The following is a 12,231-nucleotide window of genomic DNA, read 5'->3' as shown; positions in this document are numbered from 1 at the left end:
ACCACCGTCCGGGCCCGCACCGTGGCTCCGGCGTGCGCGCCGGCGCGGCGCCAGTCCCTAGGGTGGGGCCATGCGCGCGTGGTTCCGGGCCGTCAAGGGGCACCCGAGCGGGGTCCTGCTCACGGCCCAGCTCGTGGCGGTGCTCGCGTACCCGTTCTTCGGGGACACCCCGGGCGGCCGGACCGCGATCGGGATCTTCGGCGTCCTGGTCCTGCTCGTTGCCGTGTATGCCGTGCGGGCCACGCCCGCCCTGACCTGGGTCGCCGTCGTCATCGGCGTCCCGGTGGTGGCGCTGACCGTGGCCGAGGGCCTGCTGCCCGACAACGAGACGGTGCGCCTGTGGTCGGCCCTGCTGCACGCCGTCTTCTACGGCTACACCGGCTACGGGCTCATCCGCTACCTCTTCGACGACACCTGGGTCACGCGGGACGAGATCTTCGCCGTCGGCGCCAACTTCACGGTGGTCTCGTGGATGTTCGCCTACCTCTACATGGCGCTGCAGATCCTGTACCCCGGGTCCTTCGTGGCCTACCAGGGCGAGGGCACCCGCAGCTTCCTCGAGCTGCTCTACCTGTCGTTCGCCAACCTCACCAGCGTGGGGCTCTCCGACGTCACCGCGGTCCTGCCGCACGCCCGGGCCGTCGTGATCATCGAGCAGGTGGCGGGCGTCATGTACGTCGCCCTCATCATCGCCCGCGTCGTGGGCCTGACCATCACCCGCTGGCGGAACTGAGCAGGCGCCCGCCCCAACGGGCGCGGGCGCCCCGGCTCAGGGGGCCGTGGCCTGCGCCGCGGGGGCGTCGAGCTCGCCGATCGTGGCCAGGCTCGGGCCGCGCTGCTCCTGCAGCGCGCGGGCCCCGTCCTCGGCGTCCTGCATGACGCGCAGGATGTTGCCGCTGGTGAGCTTGCCGAGGTCCTCGTCGGACCACCCGCGGTCGGCGAGCGCCTCGAGCAGGCGCGGGTAGCCGGTGACGTCCTCCAGGCCCTCGGGAAGCTCGGCCACGCCGTCGTAGTCCCCACCGAGCCCGACGTGGTCCACCCCGGCGACCTCGCGCACGTGCTCGACGTGGGCGACGACGTCGGCCAGCGTCGCCCTCGGCGTCGGGTGCTCCGCCTTGTAGGCGTCGTAGAAGGCGGTGTACGCGTCGGCGTCGGCCGGCGTGACCCCCTGCCCGGCGGCGACCGCGTTGAGCTCCTGGCGCCAGGCCGCTGCGTCCGGGTTCACGAAGGTCGGCACGAACGTCACCATGCAGACGCCATTGTTGTCGCGCAGCGCCTCGAGGACGTCGTCGGGCGCGTTGCGCGGGCTGTCGCAGACCGCCTTGGCGGAGGAGTGGCTGAAGATCGCCGGGACCTCGGCCACCCGCAGGGCGTCGCGCATGGTGTCGGGGGAGACGTGCGAGAGGTCGACGAGCATGCCGATCCGGTTCATCTCGCGCACCACCTCGACCCCGAACGGGCTCAGGCCGCCCAGCACGGGCTCGTCGGTGGCCGAGTCGGCCCAGTCGACGTTGCTGTTGTGGGTCAGCGTCATGTACCCGACGCCCAGCACCCGCAGCATCCGCAGGGTCGCGAGAGAGTTGTTGATCGAGTGGCCGCCCTCGGCCCCGAGCAGCGAGGCGATCCGCCCCGACTCCCAGGCCGCACGCACGTCGGCAGCCGTGCGTGCGAAGGCCAGCTCGTCGGCATACCGGGCCACCATCTGGTGCCCCGCGTCGACCTGCTCCAGCGTCGCGCTGACCGCGTCGTCGCCGGCGAGGGAGGCGGGCACGAAGACGGACCAGAACTGCGCCCCGACGCCGCCACGGCGCAGCCGCGGCAGGTCGGTGTGGGTCGGCGTGCCGCCCGCACCGACGTCGAGCCGGTCGAAGTCGTAGCCCACCTTCTCGCGCGCCTCCCACAGCAGGTCGTTGTGCCCGTCGAGCACGGGCTGGCGGGCGAGCAGGGCAGCGACGCGGTCTGTGGTGGCGGTCATGGCGGCCACGCTACCGATGCCGGTCCACGGCCCGGCCACCCCTAGAGTGGGCGGCATGAGCACGACCGCACAGCGCAGCGTCGCCCTGGTCACCCTGGGGTGCACCCGCAACGAGGTCGACTCCGAGGAGCTGGCCGGCCGCCTGGCCGCCGAGGGGTGGCTGCTCGTCGACGACGCCGACGACGCCGACGTGGCCGTGGTCAACACCTGCGGGTTCGTCGAGCAGGCCAAGAAGGACTCCATCGACGTGCTGCTCGAGGCCTCCGCGCGCAAGGGCGAGGGCCGCACGCAGGCCGTCGTGGCCGTCGGCTGCCTCGCCGAGCGCTACGGCCAGCAGCTCGCCGACGAGCTCCCCGAGGCCGACGCGGTCCTGGGCTTCGACTCCTACGCCGACATGTCCTCGCACCTGCGCGCCGTGCTCGACGGGCACGCGCCGGCATCGCACACCCCGTCGGACCGCCGCCGGCTGCTGCCCCTGTCGCCCGTGCAGCGCCAGGACGGCGCCGCGGGTGTGGCCCTGCCCGGCCACGGCACCACCACGTCCCCGGCCGGAGTCCCCGGCGGCGACCCCACGTCCCCCGAGCAGGCCGCGGGCGCCGCGCTCGACCCGGCCGACCTGCCCGACGGGCTCGCCCCGGCGTCCGGCCCCCGCGTGGTGCGGGCCCGGCTGGACGGTCGCCCCTGGGCGCCGCTGAAGATCGCGAGCGGCTGCGACAGGCGGTGCGCGTTCTGCGCCATCCCGATGTTCCGCGGGGCGTTCGTCTCGCGCCGGCCGCACGACATCGTCGCCGAGGCGCGCTGGCTCGCCGAGCGCGGCGTGCGCGAGCTGTTCCTCGTCTCGGAGAACTCCACGTCCTACGGCAAGGACCTCGGCGACCTCGGCCTGCTGGAGAAGCTGCTGCCCGAGCTCACCGCCGTCCCGGGCATCGAGCGCGTGCGCGTGTCCTACCTGCAGCCCGCCGAGATCCGTCCCGGCCTGCTCGAGGCCATGACGTCGGTCCCCGGGGTCGTGCCGTACTTCGACATCTCCTTCCAGCACGCCTCGGCCCCGCTGCTGCGCACCATGCGCCGGTTCGGCGGCCGGGAGGCGTTCCTCGGGCTGGTCGAGCAGGTCCGGGCCCTGGCCCCCGAGGCCGGCATTCGCAGCAACGTCATCGTCGGCTTCCCCGGCGAGACCGAGGCCGACCTCGACGAGCTCGAGGCCTTTCTCGTGGCGGCGCGCCTCGACGTGGTCGGCGTGTTCGGCTACAGCGACGAGGACGGCACCGAGGCGCAGGGGTATGCCGCGAAGGTGCCGGAGGACGAGGTGGCGGCGCGGGTCGCGCGGTTCACCGCCCTCATCGAGGAGCTCACCGCCCAGCGGGCCGAGGAGCGGGTCGGCGAGGTCGTCGAGGTACTCGTCGAGTCCGTGCCCGCGGGCCTCGCCGACGAGGACGGCGACGACGACGAGGACGAGGACGACGAGGCGTACGTCGTCGGGCGGGCCGCCCACCAGGGACCCGACGTCGACGGCGTCACCCTCATCGACCCGGCGCTGCTGCCCGGCGTCGAGGTCGGCTCGATCGTCCGCGCCCTCGTCGTGGGCACCGAGGGCATCGACCTCGTGGCGGAGCCGTGCTGAGCGAGTCGTCCCCGGCTCCCGACCCGGCCGCCACGCCGGTGGCCTCACCGGCCCCCAGCCCGTGGAACCTGCCCAACGCGCTGACGGTCGCGCGCATCCTGCTCGTGCCGGTCTTCGGGTGGCTGCTGCTGGCCCGAGGCGGCGACGACACGGCGCTGCGCTGGTGGGCGACCGCCGTGTTCGTCCTCGCGACGGCGACCGACCGGGTCGACGGCGACCTGGCCCGGCGGCGTGGCCTCATCACGAACTTCGGCAAGATCGCGGACCCGATCGCCGACAAGACCCTCATGGGGATGGCGTTCGTCGGGCTCTCCGTGCTCGGTGAGCTGCCCTGGTGGCTCACGGTGCTGGTGCTGGTGCGGGAGTGGGGCGTGACCGTGCTGCGGTTCTGGGTGATCCGCCACGGCGTCATGCCGGCCGGCCGCGGGGGCAAGGTCAAGACGACCCTGCAGTTCCTCGGCCTGCTGCTGTTCACGCTGCCGCTCTGGTCGTTCCCGGGGGCGGACGCCTGGGTGCTGGCGGCCCGCATCGTCATCGGCCTGGCGGTCGTCGTGACCGTCGTGACCGGCGTCGACATCGTGGTCAAGGCGCTGCGCATGCGGCAGACCAGCGAGCGCTCGGCGATGAAGCGGGCCCGCCGCGCGGCCGCACGCCAGGAGCGGGCGGGCCGGCAGGAGCGGGCGAGCCGGTGACGGCCGCGCCCGCACCCCTCGCCACGCAGGTGGTGGCGGCGTTGCGTGCGGCGGACCTCACGGTCGGCACGGCGGAGTCGCTGACCGGCGGCCTCGTGTGCGGCGCGCTGACCGACGTGCCCGGGGCCTCGGCCACGGTGCGCGGCGCGGTCGTCGCGTACGCCACGGAGCTCAAGGCCGTCGTCCTGGGCGTGGACGCGGGACTGCTCGCCCGCGGTGGGGCGGTGCAGCCCGAGGTGGCCGAGCAGATGGCGCAGGGCGTGCGGAGGGTGCTGGGTGTCGACGTCGGCGTCGCGACCACGGGCGTCGCCGGGCCGGACCCGCAGGACGGGCAGCTGGTGGGGACGGTGTTCGTCGCCGCGGCGGACGCGGACCGCGTACTCGTGCGTCGCCTGGCCCTGGCCGGCGACCGCGCCACGGTGCGCGCGGGCAGCGTGGCGGGTGCCCTCGGCCTGGTGGCCGAGCTGCTGGGCGCCGCTCCCGGGACCGGGACCGCGGGCGGGCAGCAGGCCGGTGCCGGTCCGGGGGAGGGTGCCGCGGAAGAAGCGGGACCGGCCGGTCGTTGAGGTAGATGTGTCGATGAGATTGGCGGATCCCGCGCGCGCCGCGGGGGGCCCTCGGGGTAACGTGGGATCTCGAAGCACGACCGCACGACCACCGAAGGAGGCGCCCATGATCCTGCTCCGTCGCGAGCTCGGGGACGTCCTTCGCGAGCAGCGCCAGTCCCAGGGGCGGACCCTGCGCGAGGTGTCGGCCGCCGCGTCCGTCTCGCTCGGCTACCTCAGCGAGGTCGAGCGGGGCGAGAAGGAAGCCTCCTCCGAGCTGCTCGCCTCCATCTGCGGGGCCCTCAACACGCCCCTGTCCGAGGTACTCAGTTCGGTGTCCGAGCGCGTCGCCGAGACCGAGGCGCTGAGCGCGCCGCTGGCCCTGCCGCTGCCGTCGGCGCAGGTCGTCTCCGCGTCCGCCGCCTGACCTGCGGGTCCGCGTGGTCCAGGACGACCCGCCCCCGCCTGCCGCGGTCGTCGGCGCCGTCACGCCGTATGCCGTGCCGGTCGTGGTCGTCGACCCCGACCCGGCGTGGCCGGTCGTCTTCCAGCAGGAGCACGACGCCATCCGGGGTGCGCTGGGCGCCATCGCCCTGACGGTGGAGCACGTCGGGTCGACGTCCGTGCCGGGCCTGCCGGCGAAGCCGGTCATCGACGTCCTCCTGCTCGTGCCCGACTCGGCGGACGAGCCGACTTACCTCCCTGCGCTGGAGGAGGCCGGCTACACCCTGCGGATCCGCGAGCCCGACTGGCTGGAGCACCGCGTCCTCTACCGCAGGGTCGAGGACGGCAGCCCCCACAACGTCAACGTGCACGTCTTCTCGCCGGGCAGGGCGGAGGCGGAGGTGGCGCGCATGCGGATGTTCCGCGACTGGCTGCGCTCCCACCCCGACGACCGCGACCTGTATGCCGCGACGAAGCGCGAGCTGGCGACCCGCCGGTGGCGCTACGTGCAGGACTACGCGGACGCCAAGACCGAGGTGGTCGAGGCGATCCTCGCCCGCGCCGGAGCTCCGGCCGCGCCGTAGGCGAAGGGTCCGACGGGGAGCGGTGGGCGCACGGTCAGGCCGCGACCGGGCCGCATCCCGAGAGGGTGTGCGCTGCGGCCCGGGCTCAGCTCTTGCGGTAGGGGTTCGCTCGACCGCCCGCTGAGCCCATCGGGCGCTGGGTGCGGCCGTCGTCGTTCGGTGCCAAGCCGCCCTGGCAGGTCGGGCAGTAGAACATCGTGCGCTCCTGCGGGGCCTTGCCGATCATGGCGACGCGGACCGTGTCGCCGCACCGCCGGCAGGGTCGTCCGGAACGCGCGTGGACGAAGTGCTCCTCGCCGCGGCGCCGGGACCCGGTGCTCGACTGGACGGCGTGCAGCCGGGAGACGTCGAGCAGCCGGGCAATGCGCTGCACCAGGGACTCCAGTCGTTCCGGCGGCACCTGCGAGGCAGGAGTCCAGGGGTGCAGCCGCTCCAGGAAGAGCGACTCCGACGCCCAGAGGGTGCCGACACCGGCGAGGTTGCGCTGGTCCAGCAGCGCACTGCCGACGGGTTGCGGGTCGGCTGCGAGGTTCGCGACGGCGCGGTCAGGGTCCCAGTCGGGGCCGAGCACGTCCGGCCCGAGGTGCCCGACGACGTCGCCCTCGCGCGACGTCGGCAGCACCTCGAGCATGCCGAGCCGCAGCCCGATCGCCGCCCACGTGGAGGCGCCGAGCGCGGCCCGCAGGTCTGCCCGGCGCAGCCAGCGCCCGGTCTCCTCCGCGCGCTCCACCCGCCACTGCCCTTCCATGCGCAGGTGCGAGTGCACCGTGACGCCGGTGTCGAGCCGGTGCAGCACGTGCTTGCCGCGGCTGACCACCTCGGTGGTGGTGGCTCCGGTGAGGTCGACGGTCGCGATCTCGGGGAAGCGCAGGTCGCACAGCACCAGCTCCTCGCCCGCGAGGGCCTGGTGCAGCCGGTGGGCGGTCCGCCAGACGGTGTCGCCCTCGGGCATGGTGCGGTGCCTCCCTCAGCGGCGCAGCCGCAGGCCGCGCGGGGTCGCGTGGAACCCGGCGTTGGCCAGCGCCTGCACCAGCGGGTGCTCGGAGCCGAGCAGCATGCCGCCGTCGGCCTTCTCGACGGTCAGCCGTCCCAGCGCCCCCTCGCGCACGGCGAGCGCCAGCGCGTCGGCGGCCGCCTGCAGCCGGGAGTCGTCGTCGGTCCACGAGAGCAGGGTCTTGCCCCCGCGCTCGACGTAGAGGACCAGGTCGCCGTCGACGAGGACGACCAGCGACCCCGCCTTGCGGCCCGGCTGGTGGCCGCGCTTCCCGCCCACGCTGCCGTCGGAGCCGGTGGCGGCATCGCCGGACCCACCCTTGCGCCTGCCGCCCGTCGGCTCGTCCTCGTCCGCTGCGCCGTGGCCGGGGCGGTCCGGCCACGGCAGGGCCGCGCCCCAGGCGTTGGCCGGGTCGGTCGCGGCGAGCACGACGGCGGCGCGGCTGCCGGACTCGGGGTCGTCGCCGGCCTGTCGGGCGCCCGCCCGCAGCCGGTCGACGGCTCCTGTGGTGGAGAACTGCGCGGCCCCCAGGGTCTCGACGAAGTACCCGCGACGGACCCGGCCCGACTCCTCGGCCGCGGCCAGCACGCGGTAGACACCCGCGAAGCCGCCGGGCACGTCCTCGGCGACGACCGACCCGCGGGTCACGACGCCGTAGCGGTCGAGCAGCACCTCTGCGGTGGCGTAGGCGCGCACGGTGGCGTCGGCCTCGACCTCGGGCAGCAGCGACCAGCGGCCCGCACCCGTGGGAGGCCCGCTCCGGGTCGGCAGGGACGGCCGTCCGAGCGACCGCCCGCCCGAGAGGCTGCCGAGCGCCCCGCGCCGACCGGCATACCGGGTGGCCCGTGGGGCGGAGGTGGTGCGGCGGTGGGCCGTGCGCCCGCCGCTGAGCAGCGCCCGCACGGGGGCGAACGTGTCGCCGGTGACGTGGCCGGACCAGACGAGCGACCACAGGTCGGTGAGCAGCTGCTCGTCGTCGGTGCTGCCGGCCGCGTCGGACAGGGTCCGGAAGAAGTACGCACCCCCGCCGGAGAGGGCCTCGAGGACGGACCGCTCGCCGTCGGTGAGGACACGGTCCTCGGGCGGGGCGAGCGTGAGGTGTGCGGTGTCGGCCAGGTGCAGCGACACCCAGCCGTCGTCGCCGGGCAGAGACCCGTGGCCACGCCACACGACCTCGCCGCTGGACGTCAGCTCGTCGAGCAGGGCGGGGGAGTAGTCGACGACCCGCGCAGGCAGCACCAGCGTCTCGAGCGCGCTGGCCGGCAGGACGGCTCCGGCGAGCTGCTCGATCGCCCGCACGAGCCCGTCACGGCCGCGCAGGCCACCGCCGACGCCCTGCCAGCTGGGCAGGAACCGGGCCAGCTCGACCGCGTCGACCGGCTCGACCTCGGCCCGCAGCGCGGCGAGCGAGCGGCGGCGCAGCATCCGCAGCACCTCGGCGTCGCAGTAGTCCATGCCGTGGCGGCCGCCGCCGTTCTCGACCGGCAGCAGCTCTCCCTCGACCAGCCGACCGGAGGACACCAGCCGCCGGAGCGCGTCGAGGGCGACGGCCGGTCCGACGCCCCACCACGCGGCGACGTCGGCGGCGGGGAAGGGGCCGTGGGTGCGGGCGTACCTGGCGACGAGGTCGCCGAGGGGGTCGGGCACGGGCTCGAGGAAGGCCTGGGGCACACCGACCGGCAGCGAGGCGCCGAGGGCGTCGCGCAGGCGACCGGCGTCCTCTATCGCCGACCAGCGCTCCTCGCCGGCGACGCGGACCCTGATGACGCGGCGGGCGCCCTCGAGGTCGACGAGCCACGAGCCGATCTCGGTGTGGGACAGGCCTTCTCGCGACCTCTGCTGAATCGCAGCCAGTGGCAGGGGGCCGAGCACGCGCAGCAGGTCCGCGACGTCCTCGGCGTCGCGGCAGGCGCGCTCGGGCACGAGCCGCTGCAGCTCGGACTCGGTGCGCGTGACCTGCTCGGGGTCGAGGAGGTCACGCAGCGACAGGCCCTCGCCACGGCCGAGCAGCTCGGCCAGCAGGGACGGGTCGAGGGCGAGGGCCGCGGCGCGCTTCTCGGCGAGCGGGGAGTCGCCCTCGTAGAGGAACTGGGCGACGTACCCGAACATCAGCGACCGCGCGAACGGTGACGGCTGCCGCGACTCGACGTCCACCAGCGTGACCTCGCGCGAGGCCACCGAACGCATCAGCGCCTCGAGGCCCGGCACGTCGAACACGTCCTGGACGCACTCGCGGACGGTCTCCAGCACGATCGGGAAGGAGGCGTACTGCGAGGCGACCTCGAGCAGCTGGGCCGCGCGCTGCCGCTGCTGCCACAACGGCTGCCGGCGGTCGGGCCGTCGGCGCGGGAGCAGCAGCGCCCGGGACGCGCACTCGCGGAACCGCGCCGCGAACAGGGCCGACCCGCCGATCTCGGCCGTCACGAGGTCGTGGACGTCCTCGGGGTCGAGGGTGACGAGCTCGAGCAGCTCGGCGCCGACGCCGCGGGACCGGCCCGTCCGGCCGGCGCCACCGTCGGCCGGCTCGTCCTCGAACTCGAGGTCGGGCAGGCGGAAGACGATGCCGTCGTCGCCGTGCATCGCCTGCACGTCGACCCCGAACCGCTCGCGCATCCGCGCCGACACGCACAGCGCCCACGGGGCGTGGACCTGGCCGCCGAACGGGCTGTGCACCGCGACGCGCCAGTCGCCGATCTCGTCGCGGAAGCGCTCGACGACGATCGTGCGGTCGTCGGGCACGTGGCGCGTGGCCTCCTTCTGCTCGGCGAGGTAGGCGAGCAGGTTGTCGGCCGCCCACTCGTCGAGGCCGGCCTTCTCGACCCGGGCCCGCGCCTTGGCGGGGGAGAGCCCGACCACCTCGCGGACGAAGGCGCCGACCGCCCTGCCCAGCTCGGCCGGCCGCCCCTGCTGGTCGCCCTTCCAGAACGGGAGCTTGCCGGGCAGCCCGGGCGCGGGCGTCACGAGCACCCGGTCGTGCGTGATGTCCTCGATCCGCCACGTGGAGGTGCCGAGCGTGAAGACGTCGCCGACGCGCGACTCGTAGACCATCTCCTCGTCGAGCTCGCCGACCCGGCGGCCGGCGCCCTCGGCGGAGGCGAGGAACACGGCATACAGGCCGCGGTCGGGGATGGTGCCGCCCGAGGTGACGGCGAGCCGCTGGGCGCCCGGCCGCCCGGTGAGGGTGCCGGTGACGCGGTCCCAGACGATGCGCGGGCGCAGCTCGGCGAACTCGTCGCTGGGGTAGCGCCCCGACAGCATGTCGAGCACGGACTCGAGGATCGAGCGGGGCAGGCTCGCGAACGGCGTGGCTCGCCGGACGACCTTCTCGAGGTCGTCGACGGTCCACTCGTCGAGCGCGCACATCGCCACGATCTGCTGGGCGAGGACGTCGACCGGGTTGGCGGGGATGCGCAGCGACTCGATCGCGCCGGCGCGCATCCGCTCGACGACGACCGCCGTCTGCACCAGGTCGCCGCGGAACTTCGGGAACAACACGCCCCGGGAGACCGCGCCGACCTGGTGACCCGCGCGCCCGACCCGCTGGAGCCCTGAGGCCACGGACGGCGGTGACTCGACCTGGACGACGAGGTCGACCGCGCCCATGTCGATGCCCAGCTCGAGGCTGGACGTGGCGACCACCGCCGGCAGCCGCCCGGCCTTGAGGTCCTCCTCGATGAGCTGGCGGTGTTCCTTGCTGACCGAGCCGTGGTGGGCCCGCGCGAGCACCGGGGGAGCGCCGGCGGAGGCCCCCGCCTGCGCCATCACCTGGGCGGGGGTGCGCGACGCCCCGGTGTGCCGTGCGGCTCCTGTGCGGCCGCCGCCATCCTCCGTCGTCCCCGCGTTGCCGCCGTCGGTCGCCGTGCCGGCGGACTTCTCCCGGAGCTCGGCCATGGTCTCGAGCCGGTCCTCCCAGATCTCGTTGAGCCGGGAGGTGAGCCGCTCGGCCAGCCGTCGGGAGTTGGCGAAGACGAGGGTGGACCGGTGGGAGGAGACGAGGTCGACGATGCGCTCCTCGACGTGGGGCCAGATCGAGGCGCGGCGCTCGGCCCCGGCCGCCGGACCGGACAGGTCGTCCTCGATGACCTCCCCGAGCTGGCTCATGTCGGCGATGGGGACGACGACGTCGAGCTCCCACTCCTTGGTGGACTCGGGCCGGACCACCTCCACGGGCCGGCCGCCGGCGAGGTAGCGCGCGACCTCGTCGACGGGCTCGACGGTCGCGGACAGGCCGATCCGCTGTGCCGGTCGCTCGAGCAGCGCGTCGAGGCGCTCGAGTGACAGGGCGAGGTGGGCGCCGCGCTTGGTGCCGGCGACCGCGTGGACCTCGTCGAGGATGACGGTCTCGACGCCCGCCAGGGCCTCGCGTGCCTGCGAGGTGAGCATGAGGAACAGCGACTCGGGCGTCGTGATGAGGACGTCGGTCGGCGTGCGGGCGAAGGCGCGCCGCTCGTTGGCGGGGGTGTCGCCCGAGCGCACCGACACCGTGATGTCAGGCGGCGTGAGGCCGAGCCGGGTGGCGGCATGGCCGATGCCGACCAGGGGGGAGCGCAGGTTGCGCTCGACGTCGACGGCCAGCGCCTTCATCGGGGAGACGTAGAGGACCCGGCAGCGCCTGATCCTCTCCTCGGGCTTCGGCTCGCTCGCGAGCCGGTCGAGCGCCCAGAGGAAGGCCGACAGCGTCTTGCCGGAGCCGGTGGGGGCGACGACCAGCGCGTGCTGGCCGGAGCTGATCGCCTCCCAGGCGCCGGCCTGGGCCCGGGTGGGCTCGCTGAAGGACCCCGTGAACCACGCGCGGGTGGCGGGGGAGAAGCGGTCGAGCACGTCTGCTGCCATCAGGCGTCAAGCCTCTCACCCGCCACCGACACCCGCCGGTCTAGTGCGCCGGCCTCAGACGTCGTAGGTGCCCTTGATGACGAAGAAGGACCCGCGGATGGTGCCGGCCAGCTTGGACTTCTGCCGGGCGAACTTGAACTTGTCCGCGAGCTCCTCGGGCACCTCCATGCCGTCGGACAGCTTGAAGCCGACGGCGCGCTTGCCGCTGTCCTCGAGCGTGTACAGGACGTTGATGGCGAGGCCGTCCTCGTAGAAGACGTAGGACCAGTGGATCCCGTCGACCTCGAAGGCGGTCGCCTCGAGCGGCCGGGCCGCGATGACCAGGTCGCGCTCCTTGAGCAGGATGGCGTGCACCCGGTCGACGACGTCGGTCGCATCGTCGGCGGGCTCGACCGTGAACACGTGGTCGTACTTGTTCCTGAAGTAGCGGGCCTCGTTGGCCCGGAGCCCGGCGAGGGCCTCGGCGACGGGCGAGGTCTCCAGCCCGGTGGTGGAGACGTCCTGGAAGTCGACGGTGTAGGTCATGGGTTCCTCCTGGGTCGG

The 12,231-nt window shown here is 74.4% G+C and carries 10 protein-coding genes; 6 read left to right on the top strand and 4 right to left on the bottom strand.

The genetic code is table 11. The annotated features are described in order from the left end of the window. Window positions 1-70 precede the first annotated feature (70 nt). Window positions 71-733: an ion channel gene (locus RKE38_RS01305; protein WP_316005657.1), complete on the top strand. Its 663-nt coding sequence runs from the start codon at window positions 71-73 to the stop codon at window positions 731-733. Between the two features lie 36 nt (window positions 734-769). Here the strand turns inward: RKE38_RS01305 and RKE38_RS01300 are convergent, their stop codons facing one another. Continuing rightward, on the bottom strand, window positions 770-1,975 hold the full coding sequence (locus tag RKE38_RS01300) for a dipeptidase (protein ID WP_316005656.1): 1,206 nt from the start codon (window positions 1,973-1,975) through the stop codon (window positions 770-772). A 55-nt stretch (window positions 1,976-2,030) separates the two neighbouring features. Between RKE38_RS01300 and rimO the strand changes: the two genes are divergently transcribed. The 5 genes from rimO (at window position 2,031) to RKE38_RS01275 (ending at window position 5,861) form a co-directional block, all read left to right on the top strand. Then, window positions 2,031-3,596 carry a 30S ribosomal protein S12 methylthiotransferase RimO gene (gene rimO, locus RKE38_RS01295; RefSeq protein ID WP_316005655.1) on the top strand — a complete coding sequence of 522 codons (1,566 nt, stop codon included), beginning with the start codon at window positions 2,031-2,033 and terminating at the stop codon, window positions 3,594-3,596. Then, window positions 3,593-4,288, top strand: a complete 696-nt coding sequence (gene pgsA / locus RKE38_RS01290; RefSeq protein WP_316007573.1) for a CDP-diacylglycerol--glycerol-3-phosphate 3-phosphatidyltransferase — start codon at window positions 3,593-3,595, stop codon at window positions 4,286-4,288. The genes rimO and pgsA overlap by 4 nt, the downstream gene beginning before the upstream one ends. After that, window positions 4,285-4,854, top strand: coding sequence for a CinA family protein (locus tag RKE38_RS01285; protein ID WP_316005654.1), 570 nt, complete (start codon window positions 4,285-4,287; stop codon window positions 4,852-4,854). Before pgsA ends, RKE38_RS01285 begins: the two co-directional genes overlap by 4 nt. A 106-nt stretch (window positions 4,855-4,960) precedes the next feature. Continuing rightward, a complete protein-coding gene (locus RKE38_RS01280) occupies window positions 4,961-5,260 on the top strand; it encodes a helix-turn-helix transcriptional regulator (RefSeq protein ID WP_316005653.1) in 300 nt (99 codons plus the stop codon). A 13-nt stretch (window positions 5,261-5,273) separates the two neighbouring features. Further along, the gene (locus tag RKE38_RS01275; protein ID WP_316005652.1) at window positions 5,274-5,861 is read left to right on the top strand and encodes a GrpB family protein; all 588 of its coding nucleotides are present in this window, start codon (window positions 5,274-5,276) and stop codon (window positions 5,859-5,861) included. A gap of 85 nt (window positions 5,862-5,946) precedes the next feature. Here the strand turns inward: RKE38_RS01275 and RKE38_RS01270 are convergent, their stop codons facing one another. From RKE38_RS01270 to RKE38_RS01260, 3 genes are read right to left on the bottom strand one after another with little or no spacing between them, the layout of a single operon-like run. Continuing rightward, window positions 5,947-6,813, bottom strand: a complete 867-nt coding sequence (locus tag RKE38_RS01270) for an Fpg/Nei family DNA glycosylase (RefSeq protein ID WP_316005651.1) — start codon at window positions 6,811-6,813, stop codon at window positions 5,947-5,949. Between the two features lie 15 nt (window positions 6,814-6,828). Beyond that, complete coding sequence (locus RKE38_RS01265; protein ID WP_316005650.1) at window positions 6,829-11,688, bottom strand: ATP-dependent helicase; 4,860 nt, start codon at window positions 11,686-11,688, stop codon at window positions 6,829-6,831. A 54-nt stretch (window positions 11,689-11,742) separates the two neighbouring features. Continuing rightward, window positions 11,743-12,213 carry a phage tail protein gene (locus RKE38_RS01260; protein WP_316005649.1) on the bottom strand — a complete coding sequence of 157 codons (471 nt, stop codon included), beginning with the start codon at window positions 12,211-12,213 and terminating at the stop codon, window positions 11,743-11,745. Between the last annotated feature and the right edge of the window lie 18 nt (window positions 12,214-12,231).

Source organism: Phycicoccus sp. M110.8, from assembly GCF_032464895.1.
Classification (GTDB): domain Bacteria; phylum Actinomycetota; class Actinomycetes; order Actinomycetales; family Dermatophilaceae; genus Pedococcus.
The sequence above is the reverse complement of the archived record's forward strand: the minus strand, read 5'-3'. Positions and strand labels throughout refer to the sequence as shown.

Bases quoted from the DNA above. Each gene is read 5' to 3' on its own strand.
- RKE38_RS01305 (WP_316005657.1), top strand. From the start codon at position 71: ATGCGCGCGTGGTTCCGGGCCGTCAAGGGGCACCCGAGCGGGGTCCTG.
- RKE38_RS01300 (WP_316005656.1), bottom strand. From the start codon at position 1,975: ATGACCGCCACCACAGACCGCGTCGCTGCCCTGCTCGCCCGCCAGCCC.
- rimO (WP_316005655.1), top strand. From the start codon at position 2,031: ATGAGCACGACCGCACAGCGCAGCGTCGCCCTGGTCACCCTGGGGTGC.
- RKE38_RS01280 (WP_316005653.1), top strand. From the start codon at position 4,961: ATGATCCTGCTCCGTCGCGAGCTCGGGGACGTCCTTCGCGAGCAGCGC.
- RKE38_RS01270 (WP_316005651.1), bottom strand. From the start codon at position 6,813: ATGCCCGAGGGCGACACCGTCTGGCGGACCGCCCACCGGCTGCACCAG.
- RKE38_RS01265 (WP_316005650.1), bottom strand. From the start codon at position 11,688: ATGGCAGCAGACGTGCTCGACCGCTTCTCCCCCGCCACCCGCGCGTGG.
- RKE38_RS01260 (WP_316005649.1), bottom strand. From the start codon at position 12,213: ATGACCTACACCGTCGACTTCCAGGACGTCTCCACCACCGGGCTGGAG.